A 23004-nucleotide genomic window follows, 5' to 3' on the forward strand; every position below is an offset into this window, starting at 1 on the left:
GGCTTGCGGCACGGCATGCGGCGCCTCCCGGGCGCTGCCGCCGCTCAGAGCTGCCGCGTGATCAGGGCCGCAGCGTGATCGTGGTGCCGTCCTGCACCATCGCGTAGATCTCCTCGATCTCCTCATTGCTGACCGCGATGCAGCCCGCAGTCCAGTCATCGACGCGGGCGGCGCGCTTGCGTTCCCTGGCGTTCACCGGCTCACCGTGAATGAAGATGTCACCGCCCGGTTTCCGGCCCATGGCCAGAGCCGCCTCGCGGTCCTGCTGGTTCGGGTAGGAGATCCCAACTGACAGGTGATAACGGCTGTTGGGGTTGCGCCGGTCGATCAGATAGGTGCCCTCGGGCGTGCGCCCGTCGCCCTCGATGGATTTGGTGCCCAGCGGCGCAAAGCCGAGATCGACATCATACTGCTTCAGAACTTCCTCGTGGTGCAGCAGGTACATCTTGCGCGCGCCCTTGTTCACCACGATCGAGGTCACCTCCGGCCCGTCATAGATCTGAAACCTGCTGACCCCGGCACCGCCGCCACTGCATCCCGCCAGCGCAAGGCTTGCCGCCGCGCCGAATCCAAACGCCCTTCTGTCCATCATTATGCCTGTATTTTTTTGTTTGCCTCTGCCTTTCCGCATACCGCGGATCAGCGGCAAATCAAAATCACATCTTTCTGTTCGGGCCGCGCAGGCCCGCAATCTGCTGCTCGATTGCCTCAAGCCGGCTCAGCACTTCGTCGCGGTAAGCATCGGTGCGCTCGCCTTCCTCCTCGTGGTGGGCATCCTGCATCGAGTTCACGATCAGGCCAACCAGAAGGTTCACCACCGCAAATGTAGTCACCATGATGAACGGCACGAAGAAGGCCCAGGCATAGGGGTAGACCTCCATCACAGGGCGCACGATGCCCATCGACCAGCTTTCCAGCGTCATGATCTGGAACAGCGAATAGGCGCTGCGGCCAAGGTCGCCGAACCACTCCGGGAACAGGCCGCCGAACAGTTTCGTCGCCATCACTGCGCCGATGTAGAAGATGATCGCCATCAGCAGGAACACCGAGCCCATGCCGGGCAGCGCGGTGATAAAGCCTTCGACCACCCGGCGCAGGCGCGGCGCCACCGAAATAACCCGGAGCACCCGCAGGATGCGCAGCGCCCGCAAGACCGAAAAGCCCTGCGCGCCGGGCACCAGCGCGATGCCTACAATCAGGAAGTCAAAGACGTTCCAGCCGCTGGCAAAGAAGCGCAGCCGCCGCACCATGAGCTTGGCGAGGATTTCCACCACGAAGATAGCAAGGCAAATCTGGTCGACGAGCAGGATCAGCCCGCCTGCCACGGCCATCGCCTCCGGCGATGTCTCAAGCCCCAGGGTCACCGCGTTGAGCAGGATGACCCCGGTGATGAAGCGGCTGAAACCCTGGCTGTCCAGAATGGCGGCCAGGCGGCGGAGCGGGGGGTTTGTCTGCGCGTTGGTCATCGTCACTGTTCCAGGGAGAATCGGGCAACCAGTTCGGTATGGGGCGACCAGCGGAACTGGTCAACGGGCTGCACCCAGTGCAGGGCATAACCCGCCGACACCAGAGCCTTGGCATCGCGGGCAAAGCTCACCGGGTTGCAGGAGACATAGGCGATCACCGGCACTCCCGCTTTGGCCAGCTCGGCGATCTGCGACTCGGCACCGGCCCGGGGCGGGTCGATCACAGCGGCGTCGAAGGCGGCGCCGAAGGGCGTGAACTCCTCCGCGAGGAGCGGATTGCGGAACAGGTCGCGGGTCTCGGCAGTGAGTTTCTTCACGCCCTTGGCCGGGCGCCAGCCCGCCTCCAGCGCCTCGATCATCGCGCGCTCGCCCTCGGCGGCGTGCACCTCGGCGCCCTGCGCCAGCGGCAGGGCAAAGGTGCCGCACCCCGCAAACAGGTCGACGATGCGCCGCGCGCCGCGGGTGATCTCCTGCACCGCCGCCACCAGCGCCGCCTCGCCGTCGCGGGTGGCCTGCAGGAAGGCGCCGGGCGGCGGGCAGACCGGTGCCGGGCCGAACCGCTGCACCGGCGGCTGCGCCATCGCCACCGGCTCGTCCTCCCAGGTCAGCCGGGCCAGGCGGTGGCGCTCGGCCAGCTGCGCCAGCGCGATGCGCAGCGGCCCGTCCAGCGGTTTGCCGTTCTGCACCAGCACGTCGGGCCCGGCCTCCGTGGTGGTCACCGTCACCGACAGCGGCGTCTTGCGGCTGGCCCCGGCCACGGCGAGCGCCTCCGCAACTGGCAGCGCCGCCATCAGCGCAGGCTCCAGCAGCTGGCAGTCGAGGATCTCGGTGATCACGCCGGAGGCGCGGCCGTAGAACCCCGCCAGCGCGCCCTTCTTGGTGCGCCGCACAGCAAAGGTGGCGCGGCGGCGGGATTGCGCGGGCGAAGTGTGGACCGGGCGAAACTCCGTCTCCAGGCCCTGCGCGGCCAGCGCGCTGCGGATCACCTCTGCCTTCCAGCCGGCCACGAAGGCGTCGCTCGCGTGCTGCAGCTGGCAGCCGCCGCAGGCCTTGTAGTGGCGGCAGGGCGGCTGCACCCGCGCATCCGAGGGGGTCTCGATACGGATATCCTGCAGGCGGTTGCCCTCGGCAACGCCGCTGACGGTCTCCCCCGGCAGGGTACGGGGCGCAAACAGCGGCCCTTCGGCGATACCGTCGCCCTGATGGCCGAGACGGGTTATCGTGGCTGTGGTTCTGGCTGCATCTGTCATGACGGCTGCATAACGCGGGCCGGGACGGGGCAAAAGGAAAATACGCGTGCCCTGCCCTGCTCCCGCTTTGCGCGCTACTCTGCAGCCTCGGCTTTGTCCTCGTCGGTGCAGATGAAGCCGCCGGACTGGCGCGCCCAGAAATTCGCATAAAGCCCGCCCCTGGCCAGCAGCGTCTCGTGACTGCCCGCTTCGGCGATGCGGCCCTTCTCCATCACGATGATCCGGTCCATCTCGCTCAGCGTCGACAGGCGGTGGGCAATGGCCAGCACCGTCTTGCCTTCCATCACCCGGTGCAGCGCCGCCTGGATCGCGGCCTCCACCTCGGAATCGAGCGCCGAGGTCGCCTCGTCCAGCACCAGGATCGGCGCGTCCTTCAGGATCGCGCGGGCCAGGGCGATGCGCTGCCGCTGCCCGCCCGAGAGCTTCACGCCGCGCTCGCCGAGGTACGCGTCATAGCCTTTGCGGCCCTTGCCGTCCTCCAGCTCGGTGATGAACTCATGCGCCTCGGCCTTGTGGGCGGCGGCGATCAGCTCAGCCTCGGTGGCATCGGGGCGGCCATAGAGGATGTTGTCGCGGGCCGAGCGGTTGAACATCGCGGTTTCCTGCGTGACCATGCCGATCTGGCCCCTCAGGGTGTCCTGGGTCACGCCGGCAATGTCCTGCCCGTCGATCAGGATGCGCCCGCCTTCCCCGTCATAGAGCCTGAGCAGCAGCGATACGAGAGTCGACTTGCCCGCCCCCGACGCGCCGACGATGCCCAGCTTCTCGCCCGGATTCACGGTGAGGTTCAGACCCTGCACCCCGCCCGCGTCGCGGCCATAGGCAAACTCCACCCCGTCAAAGACGATCTTGCCTTCGCTGACCACAAGCGGCCGGGCGTCCGGCCTGTCCTCGACCCGGTCGGGGACCGAGAGCGTGCGCATGCCGTTCTCCACCTCGCCGATGTTGGAATAGATCGCCATCAGGGTGAAGCTGACCCAGCCGGTCATCTGGGCGATGCGGATCGACACCGCCCCGGCCGCGACGATGTCGCCTTCTGTGGCAGTGCCATTGCGCCACAGGAACAGCGTCGCACCGATCAGCAGCACCGGCAGCACCCCCGCCAGGCACATCAGCGTGAAGCGGAAGCTGGCCGCCAGATAGCCGAAGTCCAGCGCCTTCTGGCGGAAGGAGACCATCGCGTCCTGCGCCGTGCGCTCCTCGTGGTCGGCATGGGCAAACAGCTTCACCGTCTTGATGTTGGTGATCGAATCCACCACCTGCCCGGTTACCGTCGCCCGCGCCCCGGCCCGCGCGCCGGAGCGTTTGCGGATGCGCGGCAGGAACCAGCGGATCAGCGTGAAATAACCCGCGAGCCAGACCAGAAACACCAGAGTGATCCGCAGGTCGATAGAGCCTAACAAGGCCAAAGAACCCGCCAGCGACGCCAGCGCGAAGGCCACCACGTTGATCATCTCGCTCGCGACGGAGGTCACGGCGCTGGCGGTCTGCATTTGCTTTTGGGCGATGCGCCCGGCAAAATCCTCGTCAAAGAAGCGCACCGATTGGCCCAGCGTCCAGCGGTTGAGCCGGGACAGCACCAAGGGACTCACGTTCGGTTGCACCACGATCGCATTGGAGGCCGCCGAGAGGCCGAACAGAACCGGCCGGACCAGTAGGAAGAAGGCCAGCGCCCCGGCGATCACCGCGACGTTCCGGGGCGCAAAGAACTGCCCCGGACCGCTGGCAATCGCGGTGTCGACGACCAGGCCAAGGATATAGGCGGTGCCCGCCTCCATACCGCCCGCAAGCGCCGAGAACAGCGCCGCCACCCAAAGCATCGGCCAGGCCCCGGACAGGCACCAGCGCAGGAAGGCGCCGAGGCGCTGCGGCGGCGGGCCGTCGGCGGGGCGAAAGGCGTCAATCAGATTGCCAATGTTCATTCTGCTGCCTCGACATTCAGGAAACCGCCGGACTGGCGCGCCCAAAGCTGCGCATAAAGTCCCTGCGCCTGCAACAGCGCCTCATGCGAGCCTTCCTCGACGATACGGCCCTCGTCCAGCACGAGAATGCGGTCCATCTGCGCAATGGTCGACAGCCTATGCGCAATTGCGATCACCGTCTTGCCCCGCATCATGCCGTAGAGCGTTTCCTGGATCGCCGCCTCCACCTCGGAATCGAGCGCCGAGGTCGCCTCGTCCAGCACCAGGATCGGCGCGTCCTTCAGAATCACCCGCGCCAGCGTCACCCGCTGGCGCTGCCCGCCGGAGAGTTTCACGCCGCGCTCGCCCACATGAGCATCATAGCCCGTGCGCCCCTGCGGGTCTTCGAGGTCAAGAATGAACTCATGCGCCTGCGCCTGTTTTGCAGCGGCGGTCATCTGCTCCTCGCTGGCGTCTGGGCGGCCATAGAGCAGGTTGTCGCGCACCGAGCGGTGCAGCAGCGCGCTGTCCTGCTGGACCATGCCGACATGGCTGCGCAAAGAGTCCTGCGTCACGGTGCGAATGTCCTGCCCGTCGATCAGGATCTGGCCGCTGTCGGCGTCGTAGAACCGCAGCAACAGCTTCACCAGGGTCGATTTCCCGGCACCAGAGCGGCCGATCAGCCCGATCTTCTCGCCCGGGCGGATGGTGAGGCTGATCCGGTCGAGCCCGCCCGCCCCGCGGCCATAGTGGTGCGAGAGGTTGCGGAACTCGATCTCGCCCTTGCCCAGCCGCAGAGGCGCCGCATTTGCGGCATCGGCGAGTCCGATCGGCTGGGCGATGGTCTGCATCCCCTCGGCCACCACCCCGAGCTGGCGGAAGAACGACGTGAGCGCCCACATGATCCAGCCGGTCATCGCGTTGAGCCGCAAGGTGAGCGCGGTGGCCGCGGCTACCACCCCGACGGAGGCGGAGCCCTGCATCCACAGCATCACCGCCCAGCCCACGACACCAGCGATCAGCAGTCCGTTGAGCGTCACCAGTGCCGCATCCATGACGGTGAAGATTCGCATTTCCGCCTGGAAAGTGCGCCGGGTCTTCTCGATTGCGTCACGGGCATAAGTCAGCTCGCGGTGGTGATGGGCAAACATCTTGACCGAGTGGATATTGGAATAACTGTCGACAACGCGGCCGGTGACTTCCGAGCGCGCATCCGACGCCGCCTGGCTCGCCGGCCCCACCCGTTTTACCGTCCAGCGCACGAGCAGCGCGTAGAGCACCAGCCAGACCGCCAGCGGCAGCATCAGCCGCACATCGGCGACCCACAGGAGCACCGCCGCCCCCACAAGATAAGCCAGCGAGAAGGTGATCGCGTCAAAGACCTGGAACACCACCTCTCCGGCGGCGGGCGGGGTCTGCATGATGCGGTTGGCGATGCGGCCGGCAAAATCATTCTCGAACCAGCCGACCGACTGGCGCAGCACGTGCTTGTGCGCCCGCCAGCGGATCAGCGTGCCGAAGTTCGGCAGGATCGCATTGTTCAGCAGCAGCACGTCAAAGAGCTGGATCACCGGCCGCACCAGCAGGATGAACAGCGCCACCAGGATCAGCTCGGTGCCGTGCTCCTGCCAGACCTGTTCGGGCGTGCCCGCCAGCAGGTCTACCACCCGGCCCATGTAGTAGATCAGCCCGACCTCGATGGCGGCAACCACCACCGACATCAGCGCGGTCAGAGTAAAGACGGTCTTGAAGGGTTTTGCGTAGCCGCGCAGGAAGGGCCAGAGCCGCGTGGGCGGCGTGTTGGTCTCGGGATAGGCGCAATAAGGGTCAATCAGGTTCTCGAAAAAGCGAAACATGCGGGGCGCTCCGGGCGGTTGAGCAAATAGATATGCGGATGCAGACAGCGGGCAGCCCAAGGCCGCCACGCAAATACGGGCAGGGTCTCAGGCGTTAGTGAAACCAGATCCCGTAATACATCAGCATTCCTCCCGACATGTGGTGCCTTCCCCATGGGTAGGCAAGATCCGGGCGCTTGTCACCCCTAAAGGTTGCGGCGGAGGGTCACTTGCTGCCCTTCAGCGAGTCGAGCAGCTCATCGCGCCCGAGCGTGAAGCCCGAGGCGATCCATTCCGCCTCCAGCTTCTTCAGCGCCTTGCCCAGCGCCGGGCCTTTCAGGGCGGGCATCAGGTCGCGTGCGGTGAGCGGGAATTTGGCGGCGGCGCCGCGGGCAATTTCTGTCTCCAGACCGGGGGAAGGCGGCTGCTCCAGAAGTGCCGCCCGCAGCAGAAGCGAATCCTGAGCCGCTGCCGCGCCAAGCCGGTAGCCAAGTTCCGCCGCCCCCATGGTGCCGGTGGCCGCGTCGCGCAGGCGGGTGAGCTCCCTCCCTTGCGCCTTGGAAAGGCGCAGCGCCTCCTGCATGTCTTCACCGCCCAGCGCCGCCAGCCGCCGCAGCGCCGAGGGCGGGCGGGTGCCCTCCAGGTGGATCAGCGGCGCAAGGGCGCGGTCGTCGGTGCCGGGCAGGATCTGCGCCAGCACCCCCGCCTGCCGCATCGCCGCAACCGAGGGCGCCGGGTCGGGCGCGGCCAGCAGCTTCAGCATCTCGCTGCCCACCCGCTCCCGCGAAAGGGTCTCGAGCCCGTCCAGATTGGCGGCAATCGCGGCGAGCGCGTCAGCATCGAATCCCTGCGCCGCATCGCCATACCAGGAGTGGAAGCGGAAATAGCGCAAGGAGCGCAGGTAATCCTCGCGGATGCGGTGCTCAGCGGTGCCGATGAAGCGTACCCGGCGCGCCTGCAGGTCCGCCATGCCGCCGAGCGGATCGACCACTGTGCCGTCCGGGCGGGCATAAAGCGCATTCATAGTGAAATCGCGGCGCCGCGCGTCCTCGGCAATGCCGCTGGCAAAGGCCACCACCGCACGGCGGCCGTCGGTGGCCACGTCCTTGCGGAAGGTCGTGATTTCATGCGGGATGCCGGATTTGATCAGCGTGACGGTGCCATGCTCGATGCCGGTGGGCACCGCCTTGATGCCCGCCTTCGCCGCCAGCTCCAGCACTGTCTCGGGATGGGCATCGGTAGCGATGTCCATATCCGACACCGGCGCCCCCAGAAGCGCGTTGCGCACACAGCCGCCCACGAACAGTGCCTGCGCGCCCTCTGCTGTGAGCGCGGCGCAAACCGCCTGGGTGGCGGGGTCATGCAGCCAGGGCTGGCTGATCCGCATCATGTCTCCATCCGTGCCGCAAAGGCGCGCAACATCCGCGCGGTGGCGCCCCAGATGTAATAGGGGCCGTAGGGAACGGTATAATACCGCCGCCGAGTGCCGCGCCAGCGCCGCGCCTCGATCAGGTAGTTCGCGGGGTCAAGCAGATGCGCCAGCGGCACCGGGAAGACCTCCGCCACCTCCCCCGCCTCGGGGCGCGCTGTAAAGCCCTCGCGGATCAGCGCGACGACCGGGGTCACGGTAAATCCGGTGACGGTTTCATGCGGGGGCAGAGTGCCCAGAACCTCGGGGAGTTTGCGCGGCAGGCCAATCTCCTCCCAGGCTTCGCGCAGGGCGGCGTCGCAGGCGTCCGCGTCGCCCGCATCGACCTTGCCGCCGGGAAAGGCAATCTGGCCCGGATGATGTTTCAGCACCGAGGAGCGCTTTGTCAGGATCATCCGCGGCGCGCCGTGGGCCAGGGTGATGGGCACTAGAACCCCTGCCGGGCGCAGTTTGCGCCCCTCGGGCAGAACCACGCCGGGGTTCAGGTCGAAATCGGAGGAGCCGCCGCCCGGCCGGGCCAGGGCGGCGGCGATACGTTGGGCGAGATCCTCAGCCGGATCACGCACTTGGCGGATTTTCCGCATCAAACCCGACGGTTGCCGGGTCGAGGTCGTAATGCGCGCCGCAGAACTGGCAGTCAGCGGTGACGCGGCCATCATCGGTGGTCATCTTCTCAATGTCCTTGGCCGAGTAGATCGACAGGCTCTGCCGCACGCGGTCTTCGGAACAGGTGCAGCCAAAGCGCACCGGCTGGAAGTCATAGACCCGCGGCTGTTCCTCGTGAAACAATCGCACCAGCAGGTCGGCCGGGGTGACCGAGGGGCCGATCAGCTCCAGGTCCTCCACCGTGTTCAGCAGCATGGTAACGCGGTTCCAGTTCTCTTCCTGCTCGCCCGAGACCAGGTCGCTTGCCTGCAGCGTCTCACCGGTGCCTTCGGACTGCGCCGCAAAGGGCGAGGCCTTGGGCATGTGCTGCAACATGATGCCGCCGGCGCGCCAATGCTCACCCATGCCCGGTTCCGACGACTTGCCGAAGCTGAGCTTGAACAAGGTTGGCAGCTGCTCGGACTGGGCAAAATAGGACTCTGCGCAGGCGCTGAGCGAGCCTTGCGCCAGCGGCGTGATACCCTGGTAGGGCTGGGTGCCGTTGCCCTGGTCGATCAGGATGGCGAAATACCCCTCGCCCACCTGATCGAACGGGCTGCCCTCCGTCAGCCGCTCGCGGTCGAAGCTGGCATAGGCGCGGATGCGGCCGATCTCCCCTTCTTTCTGCGGCGCGTAATAGTCGGTCGCGATCATCCGCACCGCACCCTTGGATTGCACCTGCAGCGACAGTTTCCAGCGCAGCGAGATGGTCTGCCCGATCAGCGCCGTCAGCAGCGCCATCTCGGCGACCAGGGCCTCCACCGCGGGCGGGTAATCATGCTGCTTCAAAATCCCGTCCAGCACGCCGTCCAGCCGCGCCACGCGGCCGCGCATGTCCGATACGTCAAGCTGGAAGGGCAGGACGGTGTCGTCCCACGCGATTTTCGAACCAAGAGTCATGGGGTTTCCTTAAACGCCGGGGGTTGGCATACCGGGGCTATATAGGCGATTTGCCGCTGGAGTGAAGGGGCCGGTTCGTGATCAGACGTTTTGGAAACGCGCCGCAGAATGGCCGGCGCTACCGGGTGCGGCCGGGCGCCTATGCGCTGCTGCCGCGCGGCGGCTGGCTGCTGGTGACCCGCCAGGCCGACCCGGGGCCCGAGCTGCAGCTGCCCGGCGGCGGCATCGATCCCGGTGAATCGCCGCTGCCGGCGCTGCACCGCGAAGTCTATGAGGAAACCGGCTGGCGCATCGGCGCGCCGCGGCGGCTGGGGGCGTTCCGGCGCTATACCTACATGCCGGAATACGATCTCTGGGCCGAAAAGCTTTGCCATATCTACGTGGCGCGCCCGCTGCGCCGGATCGGCCCGCCGCTGGAGGACGGGCACGAGGCGCTGTGGCTTCCCGCGGAAGACGCCGCGGTGCAACTGGGCAACGCGGGCGACAGGCATTTTGCGGCGCGGCTGGCGCAGCAGTTGGCCGCGCGCAGCTAGGCCCGCCCCAGAAGGCGGCCTCTGGCGCGCGCCGCGGCGGTCAGGGGCCTTTGTATTCGAACAGCGTGGCGGAGACGTCATCCTCCAGCCCGTGTTCCCTGCTCATCATCTGCGTGAGATTCCAGTAGAGATCGTCCAGGAATTCCTTGCCGCTCTGGTTGGCGTCGCATTTCCGGATCAGTTCCAAGAGGCCTTCGGCCTCCAGCATGGAGCCATCTTCAAGCCGCGCCTCGGTGAAGCCGTCGGAATAGAGCAGCAGCCGGTCGCCGTGCTGCATCACCACTTCCTCCTGGCTGTAGCTGACTCCTGAAATCAGCCCGACAGGCACCCCGCCCTTGCCGATGAACTCGGCCGAGCCGTCCTTGCGCAGCAGCAGTGGATGCGGGTGGCCCGCCTGCACCATCTTCAGCACGCCGCTGCGCAGGTCGGCGATGCAATAAGCCATGGTGAAATATTCCTCGATCCCGGTGTCGGCGATCAGGCGCGCGTTCAGCAGACCCGCCACCTCCTCCGGCTGGCGCAGCGCATAAAAGCGGTTGAACCGCTTTTCCATGCCGACGTTCTGATCGAAATAATTCGACGACAGGTAGCCGCCCAGCCGCGCCGTCATCATCGCCGAGGTGATGCCATGGCCGGAAACGTCGATCGAGTAGAAGCCGATCCGGTTCACGCCCGGGCAGAACATGCCAACCAGGTCGCCGCCGATATGGCCGCAAGGTTTCAGGAGCAGCGACACCGTGGAGGAGCCGAAATCCTTGGACAGCTCCGGCACCAGCGATTCCTGGATCTTGCGGGCCTGGATCAGGTCTTTGTCGATGGCGTCGTAGACCCGCTGCAGCTCGTCCAGGGTTTCGGAGACGATACGGTTCTTCTGCGACAGCTCCCGCTGCATGCGCAGAATCCGCTCCCCGGCAGAAATCCGCGCCCGCAGCTCGTCCGAACTGACCGGCTTGGTCAGGAAATCGTCGGCTCCGGCATCCAGACCTTCAGCAACCTCGTTCTTCTCGCTTTTGGAGGTCAGCAGGATGAAATAGGCGTAATCGTCCTTGGACCGCGCGCGGAAACTGCGGCAGAATTCCAGCCCGTTCATGCCCGGCATCATCCAGTCGCTGAGAATCAGATCCGGCGGCTCGGTGGAGCAGATCTCCATCGCCTCCTCACCGCTCTCCGCCTCGGTGACGGAGAACCCCCATTTCTTCAACGATGCCACCAGAATCCGGCGTTGAAGGCGGCTGTCGTCCACGACAAGCACGCGGCGAATAGATCCGGCCACTGTGTGGTCCTCGTTGTCCGTCAAACTTTCTGGCAGCACCGAAGGCACCTCACAGGAAAAGGGCGTTATCAGATTAACGCTTCGTAGTATCTGGTCAGATATTTAACAGGTGATGAAACCTAAAGTTTTAGCTTGTTCCTTTATTTCACTATATTTTTGCACCTTTCAACTCTAAGACCCGCGCAAGAGCAGTGAAGAAAGGACGGGACGCATGATTGATTGGCCGCGCGTGAAAGAGCTGCGCGAGGAGGTCGGTGCAGAAGACTTCGGCGAAGTGGTCAAAATTTTCCTGGAGGAAGTGGAATCCGTGCTGGAGAAGCTGAAGGCGGGCGGCCGCAGCCAGCTGGAGCAGGATCTGCATTTCCTCAAGGGCAGCGCGCTGAACCTCGGCTTCGAGCAGTTCTCCGCCCTGTGCCTGGAAGGCGAACGTGCCGCCGCCGAAGGCAATTCCGGCAGCGTCAGCGTGGAGACGATCCTGGCCAGTTTCGGCGCCTCCAAGGCCTATTTTCTCAAGGAACTGCCCCAGCGGTATTGAGACGGCGCGCAGGCGGACGGCCCCAGCCAGGATTCAGATCACGAACTGCGCCAGGGTCTCGTCCCGGGTGATGTCGGTGTAGGTCATCCCCGCCGCATCCAGCCGCGCAAACAGCTCGGCGAAATTCTCCGGCCGCTTGGTCTCGATCCCGATCAGCACCGAGCCGAAGTTGCGGGCCGATTTCTTCATGTATTCGAACCGGGCGATGTCATCCTCGGGGCCGAGGATGCTGAGGAATTCCTTCAGCGCGCCGGGCCGCTGCGGCAGCCGCAGAATGAAGTATTTTTTCACGCCCGAATACCGCTGCGCGCGCTCTTTGACCTCAGGCAGGCGCTCGAAATCGAAGTTGCCGCCGGACGTCACGCAGACCACGGTGCGGCCGCGAATCCAGGAGCGCACGTCGTTGAGCGCCTCAACCGCCAGCGCACCCGCGGGCTCCAGCACGATGCCCTCGACGTTCAGCATCTCGATGATGGTGGTGCAGATGCGGTCCTCGGAGATGGTGAGCACATCAGGCAGCGGCACGTCTTTCAGTATCTCGAAAGTCTTCTCGCCGATCCTCCCGACCGCGGCGCCATCGACGAAGGTATCGACGCGGCCCAGCGCCACCGGCCGCTTGGCGGCAAGCGCGGCACGCAGGCAGGCACCGCCCTCGGGCTCGGCAAAGAGGCAGTGCACCTTCTCCCCGAACCAGCTGTAGACGCCGGAGGACATGCCGCCGCCGCCCACCGGCAGAATCACGTGATCGGGGACGCGGCCGAGCTGGCTTTCGATCTCCGCCGCGATCGAGGCCTGGCCTTCGATCACATCGGCATCGTCGAAAGGCGACAGGAAATGCCCGCCCTCCTTGGCGCACCACTCCTGCGCTGCGGCCAGGCAGATGTCGAAATAGTCGCCAACCAGATGGATCTCGATATTGCCGCCGCCGAACATCCGGGTTTTCTGGATCTTCTGCTGCGGTGTGGTCACCGGCATGAAGATCACCCCGCGCTTGCCCATGTGGCGGCACATGAAGGCCACCCCCTGGGCATGGTTGCCGGCCGAGGCGCAGACAAAAAGCTCCTGATCCGGCTGCTTGCGCATCGCGTTGAACGCGCCGCGGATCTTGTAGGAGCGCACCGGGCTCAGGTCTTCACGCTTGAGGTAAATGTCGGCGCCATAGCGCTCGGACAGATGCACATTGCGCTGCAAGGGCGTGGCGGGAAACACATCGCGCATCGCCTGTTCGGCAGCGCGGGCCTGGGTCTGAAAATCGCTCATGGCTCATTCAGTGGCGCATGCCTGCCCCCAAGGCAAGGGGCAGGCGAGAGGCATTGGGAAGAATACCGGCGCTCAGACCGGGCGGCCCTCCACGTAGTGGCCGTAAAGCGTGGTCATTACGCTGACATTGACCAGCGACACTACAAGGCTTGCCGCAAAACTCACCATCGGCCCGAGCACCGGCACCATCGCCACCGGCACGGACGCCAGCTGCACCAGCATACCGAACAAGAACACAATGACGCAGAGGCCGAACATCGTGCCATTGGCCCCTTCAGTTGCAGCCCAGGCCTCCTTCAGCTTCAAGGGCACGCCGATTGCTGCCGCCGGCAGAATTGGAAGCAGCCGGTACATGGTAATTCCCATGGCAATACTGGCAGCCGCAACAACGATTGCGATCAGCATCTGCAGCCCGCTGGCCGCGGCCATGCCAACTACCAGGCCGACCGGGATGATCGCGAAGAGTGACAGGATAACAATCATCGCCCCATGGCCAAGATAGGACAAGATACGGTCAAAACGGAACGGCGGCACCCAGCCCTGCGGGTATTCCTCCAGCAGCACGAAGCGGTGCCAGGACACCACGATCCACAGCATGCAGAGCACCACCGCCAGCGCCACAGTGACCAGACCCAACCCGCCGGCAGTCTCCGTGGTGATCTGCCCGCCGCCCAGCGAATCCAGCGGCTTGCCTGCCAAGATGAGCACCGCGGCACCCACCCCAAAGGCGATCAGCAGCGGCACAAGCCCGATCTGCACGGCCTGCTGGAAATTGCGCAGCACCATCCCGATGGAATGGCTGAAGATGGACCAGGATTTCATGAGGGGCTTTCTCCAAGGGATCGTTCTGTTTTGACGCGCACGTTAGGCGTGTTTCACGGGGCGGGAAACCCCCGCAAACCTTGCTCTCGCGCGAAAAACCGGCTAGGCGACGGACGTTCTGACTGAGAGGAAAGCCATGTCCGCGCCCAAGAAAGTTGTTCTGGCCTATTCAGGTGGTCTCGATACCTCGATCATCCTGAAATGGCTGCAGACCGAATACGGCTGCGAAGTTGTCACCTTCACCGCCGATCTCGGCCAGGGTGAGGAGCTGGATCCGGCCCGCAAGAAAGCGGAAATGCTGGGCATCAAGCCGGAGAACATCTTCATCGAGGACATCCGCGAGGAGTTCGTGCGCGATTTCGTCTTCCCGATGTTCCGCGCCAATGCGGTCTATGAAGGGCTCTACCTGCTCGGCACCTCCATCGCCCGCCCGCTGATCTCCAAGCGCCTGATCGAGATCGCCGAGGAAACCGGCGCCGACGCGGTCGCCCATGGCGCCACCGGCAAGGGCAACGACCAGGTGCGCTTTGAGCTCGCGGCCTATGCGCTGAACCCCGACATCAAGGTGATCGCGCCCTGGCGCGAATGGGACCTGACCTCGCGCACCAAGCTTCTGGAGTTCGCCGAGGAGCACCAGATCCCGGTTGCCAAGGACAAGCGCGGCGAAGCGCCTTTCTCGGTCGATGCGAACCTGCTGCACACCTCCTCCGAGGGGAAGGTGCTGGAAGACCCGGCGCAGGAAGCGCCCGATTACGTTTACCAGCGCACCGTCCACCCCGAGGACGCGCCCGACACCCCCGAATACATCGAGATTGGGTTCGAGAAGGGCGATGCGGTCAGCATCAACGGCGCGGCGATGAGCCCGGCCACCATCCTGACCGAGCTCAATGAATACGGCCGCAAGCACGGTATCGGCCGGCTCGACCTGGTCGAGGGCCGGTTTGTCGGCATGAAGTCCCGCGGCATCTACGAAACCCCCGGCGGCACCATCCTGCTGGAAGCCCACCGCGGCATCGAGTCGATCACCATGGACCGCGGCGCGATGCACCTGAAGGATCAGCTGATGCCGCAATATGCCGAGCTGATCTACAACGGCTTCTGGTATTCGCCGGAACGCGAAATGCTGCAGGCGGCGATCGACAAGAGCCAGCAGCACGTGACCGGCACCGTGCGCGTCAAACTCTACAAGGGCCACGCCTCCACCGTCGGCCGCTGGTCGGAGCATTCGCTTTACTCCGAGGAGCACGTGACCTTCGAGGACGATGCCGGCGCCTACGACCAGAAGGATGCCGCCGGTTTCATCCAGCTGAACGCCCTGCGCCTCAAGCTGCTGGCCGCCCGCGAGCGCCGGATCAAGAAGTGAGCGAGCACGACGGCATAGACGGCGATTTCGGCGACGATTTCAGGGAAGAACTGGAGATGTTCGTCGAGGCTCAGGACACCGTTTGGGCGGATGTCCTGAGTGAGCTCTCGGCCGGACGGAAGACGAGCCACTGGATGTGGTTCGTCTTCCCCCAGCTGGCCGAGCTGGGCCGCTCCCACATGGCCCAGCTCTACGGAATCGAAGACCTGGCCGAGGCCACCGCCTATCTCAACCATGAAAAACTGCGCGCCCGCCTGGCCGAGGTCAGCCAGCTTATGCTGCAGCACCGCGGCAAAGCGCCTGAGCAGATCCTCGGCGGCATCGACGCCAAGAAACTGCGCTCCTCAATGACGCTCTTTGCTGCGGTCCCCGGCGCGCCCGAAGACTTCGGCGAAGTGCTCGATGCCTTTTTCGACGGCAGCCCCTGCCCGCTCACCACGGCGGCGCTGGCGCGCGGCGCATAAAGCCGCCCGCCTCCCCCTTGGTCACGCTTGCTCCGCTGCCGCGGCCTGCTAACGCTGGTGCCACCAGGGGGAGACACAACATGCAGCTGCAAGAGATTGCCGCAAACATCCAGGCGGGCCTCGCCGGCAAAAGCTTCGACGGCTCGCTGAAATTCGACTGCGGCAGTGACGGCGTGATCGTGCTGGCCGACGGCAGCGCCGCAACCGGCGACCGCGACACCGACTGCACCCTGCGGCTCTCCACCGAAAACCTGCAAAAACTGCTCGCCGGCAAGCTCAACCCGATGACCGCGGTGATGCTGGGAAAGATCAAAATCTCCGGCGATATGGGCGTTGCAATGAAGCTGAGCAAACTGATCGGCTGAGCCCGGCTCCCCGTCATCTTGCCAGAAATACTCTGGGGTGAATTGCCCCCGCCAGGGGGCAAGAGGGGCAACGCCCCTCCCCCTTCAGATCTTCGCTGCCTTCATCTCCTCATAGAACGGCATCGCCGCCTCCAGCACGGGTTGAAGCGCCTCTGGCACCTCCGGCAGCGGGCCTTCCGGGCCCGCAAATCCGGTCGAGTTCCACACCGCCCCGTACCAATGCGCGGCCCAGACGCCATCGTCCTTGTGGCCGCCCTTCGGCCAGCTCAGCATCTTTGGCGAAAACGGCAGGCCCAGCGCCTCGCAGAGCTGCTCCAGGCGCGCGGCCGGGTCCTCGCGGATGTCGTGGCTGTCGATCACCACCGGCGCCTGCCCCCAGCGGCGCACCAGCGCGTAAAGCTCGGCCTGCTGGCGGAATCCGATGTCCTCCAGCGTGGGGTTCTCGCGCTTGGCCGCATACGATGCGATCACCCGCGCCGGGTGGCGGATCAGGAACACGTTCGCGGCCTCGCGCATCCACTCCCGCGGCACGCCCGGGATCATGTGCTGGGTCATATGCTTCTGGTAGAAGAAGGGTTTCGCCGCCGGCACCGGCCCCAAGAGCATCTTGGCCACCGCCCCGGGGTCCTGGCTCTGGCTTTCCAGAATCTCTTGCCGCAACGGGTGCTCCAGCCCGGTCATCTTCAGGTAGGCGGCATAAAAGGGCTCATCCACCACCGCGCAATCGCCGCGGTTGCCGAAGGCATACATCATCGCCGTGGACAGGTTCCGCGGCCCGGACCACATTGCAATCCGCATCAGGCACACTCCCTCTCGATAAGACCCTTGTACAGCGCCCGGATGCGCTCTGTCACCGGACCCAATGTGCCGCTGCCGATCTGGCGCCCGTCGATCCTGCCCACCGGGGTCTGCGCGCCGAAAGTGCCGGTCAGGAAGGCCTCGTCCGCGCCATAGGTGTCGACCAGCGAGTAGTTGCGCTCGAATACCGCGATACCCTCGGCGCGGCAAAGGTCGATCACCTTCTGCCGGGTGATGCCGTTCATGCAGTAGTCCCCGGTCGAAGTCCAAACCGCGCCCTTGCGCACGATGAAGAAGTTGCAGGCGTTGGTGGTGTTCACGAAGCCATTCACATCCAGCATCAGCGCCTCATCCGCGCCGGCCTTCTCCGCCGCGATGCAAGCGAGGATGCAGTTCAGCTTGGAATGCGAATTGAGCTTGGGGTCCTGGCTCATCGCCAGGCCGCGGACATGCGGCACCGTGGCCAGCCGGATCGGCCGCGGCAGAGCGGGGCGCGAGTGTTCCATGATGATGGTGAAGGTCGGACCTTGCTGCGACAGCGACGGATGCTGAAAGGGCCGCGTCTTGGGGCCGCGGGTGACCATCAGCCGGGCGTGGGCATCGGTGGTCATGCCATTGGCCTTCTGAGTGTCCAAGAGCGCCTTGCGGACCCCGCCGCGGTCCGCGCCGATGTCCAGATCGATAGCCTTTGCCGCCTCGAACAGGCGGTCGAGATGCTCGTCGAGGAAGGCCCAGGTGCCGTTGTAGAGCCGCAATCCCTCCCAGACGCCGTCGCCCAGCATGAAGCCGCTGTCATAGACGCTGACCTTGGCCTCGGCCTTGGGGACTATGCGGCCGTTCAGATAGATCAGGATCTCCTCGTTGCGCTGATCTTCCTCGGCCTGATGGGTGCTCATCTTGTCGGTCATGGGGTCCTCCTGCACCGGGCACGCTAAAAGGGAGTGCGGGGTTTTCCAAGCGGTAACTTGCTGTCACCACTGCGTGAAGGCGCCGCCTGCCGGCTTGAGGCGCAGGCCCGCGCGCGGCAGGCTGAGGGCGGTCCGGAACGGAGGGTGTGATGCGTGCTGCGGAAAATCTCAAACCCGTCCTGCTGGCGGCGCTGATTGCGTTGGCGGTTCTGCTGCAGGCGCGGCAGTCCCACTCCCAGGAACAGGCGGTGCTCACGGTTGCTGGCGGCTGTTTCTGGTGCGTCGAGAGCGATTTCGAACGGGTGCCCGGCGTGATCGAGGCCACCTCCGGTTACACTGGCGGCACGGTCGCCAATCCGACTTACAATCAGGTGACCGGCGGCGGCACCGGCCATTACGAGGCGGTGCAGATCCGGTTTGATCCGGCGCGGGTCTCGCGCCGGCAGCTGCTGGAGCTCTTCGTGCGGTCGATCGACCCGACCGACGCGGGCGGCCAGTTCTGCGACCGCGGCGACAGCTACCGCAGCGCCGTGTTTGCTGCGGATGCGCAGGAGGCGGCGCTGGCGCAGCGGGTGCTTGCCGCAGCGCAGGATGCCTTGGGGCGCAAGGTGGTGACGCCGGTGCTGCAGGCCGGCCGCTTCTACCGGGCCGAGGACTACCACCAGGATTATTACAAGGGCACCGGCCTGGTCTTCACCCGCTTCGGCCCCAAGCGGCAGGCCGCGGCATACAAACGCTACCGCAAGGCCTGCGGGCGGGATGCGCGGGTGGCGCAGCTCTGGGGCGATTCGGCGCCGTTTGCGGCCGGGCATTGAAACCTTAAGGGGGGCGCTGCCCCCTTGGCCTGCGGCCAATTCCCCCGGGGTATTTCCGGTCAGAAAGTAGCAGCGGCGACGTCTTGCCGGGTGGGGATCACGTCGGCGGTGCCGTGGCGGGTGACCATCAGCGCGGCGGCGCGGCTGGCGAGCGCCAGGGCTTCGGGCATCGCCAGGCCTTCATCGAGGCCGGCCAGCACGTAACCGGTGAAAGTGTCGCCGGCGCCGGTGGTGTCGACCGCGGTGACCGGCAGCGCAGGCACCTCCAGGGTGGCGCCGGTGGTGCCGTCGATATGGCGCGCGCCTTTGGCGCCCAGGGTGATCACCACGTCACGGACGCCCAGCGCCGCAGCGCTCTTGCCGGTGGCCTCCTGCAGCTGGCAGGCCTCGACTTCGTTCAGGAACAGGAGATCGAGCTGCGGCAGCACCGCCTGCACGGCGGCTGCATCAAAGGGTGCCGCCGCATAGCAGACCCGCAAACCCCGCGCGCGCGCCGCTTCAGCGGCCTCGGCCTGGAGGTTGGTTTCATTCTGGAACACCAGGATGTCGCCGGCATTGGCCGCGGCCAGCGCAGGGTCCAGCTGGTTCGGGGTGAGCGCCCGGTTGGCGCCGGGAAACAGGATGATCTGGTTCTCGCCGCCGGGCTCCACCGCAATAATGGCATGGCCGGTGGCGGTGCCGGCGCGGGTCACATGCTGCGTGTCCACGCCATAGTCCCGCAGCCGCGCTGCCGCCCATTCACCGTCCGGGCCGACCGCGCCGATGTGGCGGACGCGGCTGCCCGCACGCGCCGCGGCCACCGACATGTTGGCGCCCTTGCCGCCGAGGAAGCGGGTCAGGCTTTCCGCGGCCAGGGTCTCCCCTGCGGCGGGCAGATGCGGCAGCGCATAGACCATGTCGGCATTGATCGAACCCAGGTTGAAAATCGCCATGGCACCTATCCGATGTTGCAGGCCGCCAGCACGGCCATGTTGAGGATGTCATTTGCTGTCGAGGTGGTGGAGCAGATCTGGATCGGCTTGTCCACACCCGAGAGGATCGGGCCAACCACGGTGGCGCCGCCCATTTCCTGCATCAGCTTGACCGAGATCGAGGCCGAATGGCGGGCCGGCACGATCAGGATATTGGCCGGGCCGGAGAGGCGCTGGAACGGGTAGGCCTCCTGTGCGGCGGCGTTCAGCGCCACGTCGACCGTCATTTCGCCTTCGTATTCGAAATCCACCCCGCGCTTGTCGAGCACCGCCGGGGCGCGATGCATCTTCTCGGCGCGTTCCGACACCGGGTAGCCGAAGGTGGAGAAGCTGACGAAGGCGACACGCGGCTCCAGCCCCATGTGGCGGGCGACGCCGGCGGCGCGCTCGGCGACATTGGCGAGGTCGTTCTCGTTCGGCCATTCATGCACCAGCGTGTCGCCGATCAGCACGATGCGGCCCTTGTGCAACAGCGCGGTGACGCCCGCGGCGCCATGGGCGGCGTCGGCGTCGAAGACATGGTTGATCCGGTCCAGCACATGCGCCGACTTGCGGGTGGCGCCGGTGACCAGCCCGTCGCCGTGGCCATGCGCCAGCATCAGGGCGGAGAACACGTGGCGGTCGCGGCCGACCAGGCGGTGGATGTCCTTGTGGTCGTGGCCCTTGCGGTTCAGCCGGTTGTAAAGGAAGTCCTTGTAGGTCTCGAAATGCTGGGTATTGGCGGCGTTCAGCACCTCCAGCTCGCGTACCGCATCGCCGAGGCCTGCGGTTTCGAGCTTCTCGCGCACATCCTCGGGGCGGCCCACCACCAGCGCCTTGCCGAAGCCCGATCTCTGGTACATCACCGCGGCGCGCAGCACCCGCGGATCGTCGCCCTCGGCAAAGATCATCCGCGACTGGGCCGAGCGCGCCCGCGCATTCAGCCCGCGCAGGATCGAGGCGGTCGGGTCCATCCGGGTCTTCAGCGAGACCTCGTAGGCGTCCATGTCGATGATCGGGCGGCGGGCGGCGCCGGTGTCCATACCGGCCTTGGCCACAGCGGGCGGAATGCGGTGAATCAGCCGCGGATCAAACGGTGTCGGGATGATGTAATCGCGGCCGAAGGCGAGCGACTTGCCATAGGCCAGCGCCACCTCGTCCGGCACGTCCTCGCGCGCCAGCGCCGCCAGCGCATGGGCGCAGGCGATCTTCATCTCGTCGTTGATGGCACGGGCGTGGATATCGAGCGCGCCGCGGAACAGGTAGGGGAAGCCGAGCACGTTGTTGACCTGGTTCGGATAGTCCGAGCGGCCGGTGGCGACAATGGCATCGACGCGGACCTCGTGAGCTTCCTCCGGGGTGATCTCCGGATCGGGGTTAGCCATCGCGAAGATGACCGGGTTGTCGGCCATCGACTTGACCATTTCCTGCGTCACAGCACCTTTGACCGAAACGCCGAGGAAGACGTCGGCACCGCGCATTGCTTCCTCCAGGGTGCGCAGACCGGTTTCAACCGCATGGGCCGATTTCCACTGGTTCATGCCCGCGGTGCGGCCCTGGTAGATCACGCCCTTGGTGTCGCAGACGATGCAGTTTTCGTGCCGCGCGCCCATAGATTTCAGCAGCTCGATACAGGCGATGCCCGCGGCACCGGCGCCGTTGAGAACGATCTTCACGTCCTCGATCTTCTTGCCCGACAGATGCAGCGCGTTGATCAGGCCGGCCGCGCAGATCACCGCGGTGCCGTGCTGGTCGTCGTGGAAGACGGGGATGTCCATCTCTTCCTTGAGGCGCTGCTCGATGATGAAGCATTCGGGCGCCTTGATGTCTTCGAGGTTGATGCCGCCGAAGGTCGGACCCATCAGCTTCACCGCCTTGATGAACTCTTCCGGATCTTCGGTGTCGAGCTCGATGTCGATCGAGTTCACGTCGGCAAAGCGCTTGAACAGCACCGACTTGCCCTCCATCACCGGTTTGGAGCCGAGCGCGCCGAGGTTGCCAAGCCCCAGCACCGCGGTGCCGTTGGAGATCACCGCCACCAAGTTGCCCTTGTTGGTGTAGTCATAGGCGGTCTCGGGATTGGCCGCGATCGCCTCGCAAGGCACGGCAACGCCGGGCGAATAGGCCAGCGACAGGTCCCTCTGCGTGGTCATCGGCACGGTGGCCTGCACTTCCCATTTGCCGGGCGTGGGCTCCAGATGGAACGCAAGCGCCTCTTCGTTGGTGATCTTCGCTTTGGGCATCGGGGTCCTGTCCTCTTTTACTGGCACCTCTCATATCCCAGCCAATCGCCGCTCTCAATCCGGGCTGCACAGAAACTGGGCAGCCGCCTCCGGGCTGCGGCGCCTGTGCCCGTGGCCGGACCCGCGCAAGACTTGCGCAAATTCGCCTGCCCGCCCCATTTCTGCCGCAATAGAGGCCCGGCTGCGCTGCAATTGTTAACTAGCCTTCAACTTGCACCCGCAGCCCGGGTGGCGCTGGGGGGCCGAATCCCATGCCCCCTTCAGCACGTGTCAGAACGGCATCCACCGGCCTCGCAAGACGCCGCAATCAGACCATGACCGAGCCCTTACGAGTTTGAGGAATGCAAACCGATGTTTAGTATCAACACCAACACGGGCGCGATGACAGCGCTGCAGATGCTGGGCGGCACCACCCGGCAGCTGAATGACGTGCAGGACGACGTGGCCACCGGCCGTGAGGTGAACACCGCCAAGGACAATGCCGCGCTGTGGGCGATTTCCCAGATGATGGACACCGACATGGCGGGTTACCGCGGCGTGTCGGATGCCCTGTCGCTGGGCGAAGCCACCGTTGCCGTGGCATCGGCCGGGGCCGAACAGATCACCGACACGCTGATGGACATGAAGAAGCTCGCGATCTCCGCCGCCAGCGGTCTTGTCGACTACTCCAAGGTCGAAGCGCAGATGCAGCAGAAGACGCAGCAGATCAATTCGATCATCTCCGCCTCGCAGTTCAACGGCGCCAACCTTCTGGCCACCGATGCCAACGGCAACGGCGCCACCGGAATTTCGGTGGCAGCGTCGCTCGACCGGCAGGGGGCCGGAAACCCCGCCCTTTCCAACATCACCGTCGACAGCGTGAACTTCGAGGGCGATGCCGCCTTCGATCTCGCCAACCGCACCCCGATCACTGACAAGGCCTCTGCCATGGCGGCGCTGGACGAGATGGAGGGCTTCATCCAGTTCGCCATCGACGGCGCTGCCCGGCTGGGCGCAAGCTCCAAGCGGATGTCGGACCAGAACGAGTTCACCAGCAAGCTGGCGGATGCGATGAAGCAGGGCCAGAGCAGCCTGGTCGACACCAACATGGAAGAGGCCGCCACCCGCTGGCATGCGCTGCAGGCGCAGCAGCAGCTTGGCTCCCTGTCGCTGTCGATCGCCAATGCCGCTCCTCAGGCCCTGAAAGCCCTGTTCTAGAGCTACGCGGCAAACCTCAGCCGGGCCCCTGATATCCGGGTTTTCCTCGGAC

General features: G+C 65.5%; 22 protein-coding genes. 7 read left to right on the forward strand and 15 right to left on the reverse strand.

All coding sequences use genetic code 11. From position 1 onward, the window contains the following. Positions 1-61: 61 nt before the first annotated feature. From ACOHX0_RS02360 to hslO, 8 genes are all read right to left on the reverse strand, one after another. Positions 62-589: a L,D-transpeptidase family protein gene (locus tag ACOHX0_RS02360; RefSeq protein ID WP_420675210.1), complete on the reverse strand. Its 528-nt coding sequence runs from the start codon at positions 587-589 to the stop codon at positions 62-64. Between the two features lie 67 nt (positions 590-656). Continuing rightward, positions 657-1466, reverse strand: a complete 810-nt coding sequence (locus ACOHX0_RS02365; protein ID WP_420675035.1) for an ion transporter — start codon at positions 1464-1466, stop codon at positions 657-659. A gap of 2 nt (positions 1467-1468) precedes the next feature. Next, positions 1469-2716 carry a class I SAM-dependent RNA methyltransferase gene (locus tag ACOHX0_RS02370; protein ID WP_420675036.1) on the reverse strand — a complete coding sequence of 416 codons (1248 nt, stop codon included), beginning with the start codon at positions 2714-2716 and terminating at the stop codon, positions 1469-1471. Positions 2717-2790: 74 nt separating this feature from the next. After that, positions 2791-4638, reverse strand: coding sequence for an ABC transporter ATP-binding protein (locus tag ACOHX0_RS02375; RefSeq protein ID WP_420675037.1), 1848 nt, complete (start codon positions 4636-4638; stop codon positions 2791-2793). Beyond that, positions 4635-6473, reverse strand: coding sequence for an ABC transporter ATP-binding protein (locus ACOHX0_RS02380; RefSeq protein ID WP_420675038.1), 1839 nt, complete (start codon positions 6471-6473; stop codon positions 4635-4637). The genes ACOHX0_RS02375 and ACOHX0_RS02380 overlap by 4 nt, the downstream gene beginning before the upstream one ends. A 205-nt stretch (positions 6474-6678) precedes the next feature. Then, a complete protein-coding gene (locus ACOHX0_RS02385; RefSeq protein ID WP_420675211.1) occupies positions 6679-7839 on the reverse strand; it encodes a CCA tRNA nucleotidyltransferase in 1161 nt (386 codons plus the stop codon). After that, the gene (locus ACOHX0_RS02390) at positions 7839-8447 is read right to left on the reverse strand and encodes a CoA pyrophosphatase (RefSeq protein WP_420675040.1); all 609 of its coding nucleotides are present in this window, start codon (positions 8445-8447) and stop codon (positions 7839-7841) included. The genes ACOHX0_RS02385 and ACOHX0_RS02390 overlap by 1 nt, the downstream gene beginning before the upstream one ends. Continuing rightward, positions 8440-9426, reverse strand: a complete 987-nt coding sequence (gene hslO / locus ACOHX0_RS02395; protein ID WP_420675041.1) for an Hsp33 family molecular chaperone HslO — start codon at positions 9424-9426, stop codon at positions 8440-8442. The genes ACOHX0_RS02390 and hslO overlap by 8 nt, the downstream gene beginning before the upstream one ends. Before the next feature lie 77 nt (positions 9427-9503). Here hslO and ACOHX0_RS02400 point away from each other — a divergent pair, with 77 nt between their 5' ends. Further along, positions 9504-9959, forward strand: coding sequence for an NUDIX hydrolase (locus ACOHX0_RS02400; RefSeq protein WP_420675043.1), 456 nt, complete (start codon positions 9504-9506; stop codon positions 9957-9959). Between the two features lie 40 nt (positions 9960-9999). Here ACOHX0_RS02400 and ACOHX0_RS02405 read toward each other — a convergent pair whose 3' ends face one another. After that, positions 10000-11232 carry a PP2C family protein-serine/threonine phosphatase gene (locus ACOHX0_RS02405; protein ID WP_420675044.1) on the reverse strand — a complete coding sequence of 411 codons (1233 nt, stop codon included), beginning with the start codon at positions 11230-11232 and terminating at the stop codon, positions 10000-10002. A 211-nt stretch (positions 11233-11443) separates the two neighbouring features. Between ACOHX0_RS02405 and ACOHX0_RS02410 the strand changes: the two genes are divergently transcribed. Next, positions 11444-11767, forward strand: a complete 324-nt coding sequence (locus ACOHX0_RS02410; protein ID WP_420675046.1) for an Hpt domain-containing protein — start codon at positions 11444-11446, stop codon at positions 11765-11767. 33 nt (positions 11768-11800) lie between these two features. Here the strand turns inward: ACOHX0_RS02410 and ilvA are convergent, their stop codons facing one another. Together ilvA and ACOHX0_RS02420 are read right to left on the reverse strand one after the other, a co-directional pair. After that, positions 11801-13027, reverse strand: coding sequence for a threonine ammonia-lyase IlvA (ilvA, locus tag ACOHX0_RS02415; protein WP_420675047.1), 1227 nt, complete (start codon positions 13025-13027; stop codon positions 11801-11803). A gap of 72 nt (positions 13028-13099) precedes the next feature. Continuing rightward, on the reverse strand, positions 13100-13849 hold the full coding sequence (locus ACOHX0_RS02420) for a threonine dehydratase (protein WP_420675048.1): 750 nt from the start codon (positions 13847-13849) through the stop codon (positions 13100-13102). Positions 13850-13985: 136 nt separating this feature from the next. On the opposite strand from ACOHX0_RS02420, the gene ACOHX0_RS02425 reads away from it, so the two are divergent. From ACOHX0_RS02425 to ACOHX0_RS02435, 3 genes are all read left to right on the forward strand, one after another. Further along, on the forward strand, positions 13986-15212 hold the full coding sequence (locus tag ACOHX0_RS02425; RefSeq protein WP_420675049.1) for an argininosuccinate synthase: 1227 nt from the start codon (positions 13986-13988) through the stop codon (positions 15210-15212). After that, on the forward strand, positions 15209-15676 hold the full coding sequence (locus ACOHX0_RS02430; protein WP_420675050.1) for a DUF1810 domain-containing protein: 468 nt from the start codon (positions 15209-15211) through the stop codon (positions 15674-15676). Before ACOHX0_RS02425 ends, ACOHX0_RS02430 begins: the two co-directional genes overlap by 4 nt. A gap of 80 nt (positions 15677-15756) precedes the next feature. Continuing rightward, positions 15757-16041: an SCP2 sterol-binding domain-containing protein gene (locus ACOHX0_RS02435; RefSeq protein WP_420675051.1), complete on the forward strand. Its 285-nt coding sequence runs from the start codon at positions 15757-15759 to the stop codon at positions 16039-16041. 84 nt (positions 16042-16125) lie between these two features. Here ACOHX0_RS02435 and ACOHX0_RS02440 read toward each other — a convergent pair whose 3' ends face one another. Next, on the reverse strand, positions 16126-16839 hold the full coding sequence (locus ACOHX0_RS02440) for a sulfotransferase-like domain-containing protein (RefSeq protein WP_420675053.1): 714 nt from the start codon (positions 16837-16839) through the stop codon (positions 16126-16128). Further along, on the reverse strand, positions 16839-17747 hold the full coding sequence (locus tag ACOHX0_RS02445; protein WP_420675054.1) for a D-amino acid aminotransferase: 909 nt from the start codon (positions 17745-17747) through the stop codon (positions 16839-16841). Before ACOHX0_RS02445 ends, ACOHX0_RS02440 begins: the two co-directional genes overlap by 1 nt. A gap of 149 nt (positions 17748-17896) precedes the next feature. Here ACOHX0_RS02445 and msrA point away from each other — a divergent pair, with 149 nt between their 5' ends. Continuing rightward, a complete protein-coding gene (gene msrA / locus ACOHX0_RS02450) occupies positions 17897-18562 on the forward strand; it encodes a peptide-methionine (S)-S-oxide reductase MsrA (protein WP_420675055.1) in 666 nt (221 codons plus the stop codon). A gap of 59 nt (positions 18563-18621) precedes the next feature. Here the strand turns inward: msrA and ACOHX0_RS02455 are convergent, their stop codons facing one another. Together ACOHX0_RS02455 and ACOHX0_RS02460 are read right to left on the reverse strand one after the other, a co-directional pair. Continuing rightward, positions 18622-19494, reverse strand: a complete 873-nt coding sequence (locus ACOHX0_RS02455; protein WP_420675056.1) for a ribokinase — start codon at positions 19492-19494, stop codon at positions 18622-18624. 5 nt (positions 19495-19499) lie between these two features. Beyond that, positions 19500-21755: an NADP-dependent malic enzyme gene (locus ACOHX0_RS02460; protein WP_420675057.1), complete on the reverse strand. Its 2256-nt coding sequence runs from the start codon at positions 21753-21755 to the stop codon at positions 19500-19502. Positions 21756-22106: 351 nt separating this feature from the next. On the opposite strand from ACOHX0_RS02460, the gene ACOHX0_RS02465 reads away from it, so the two are divergent. Then, positions 22107-22952, forward strand: a complete 846-nt coding sequence (locus tag ACOHX0_RS02465; protein ID WP_420675059.1) for a flagellin N-terminal helical domain-containing protein — start codon at positions 22107-22109, stop codon at positions 22950-22952. Positions 22953-23004 lie beyond the last annotated feature (52 nt).

The organism is Cribrihabitans pelagius (assembly GCF_048820915.1).
In the GTDB taxonomy this organism is placed as follows: domain Bacteria; phylum Pseudomonadota; class Alphaproteobacteria; order Rhodobacterales; family Rhodobacteraceae; genus Cribrihabitans_A; species Cribrihabitans_A pelagius.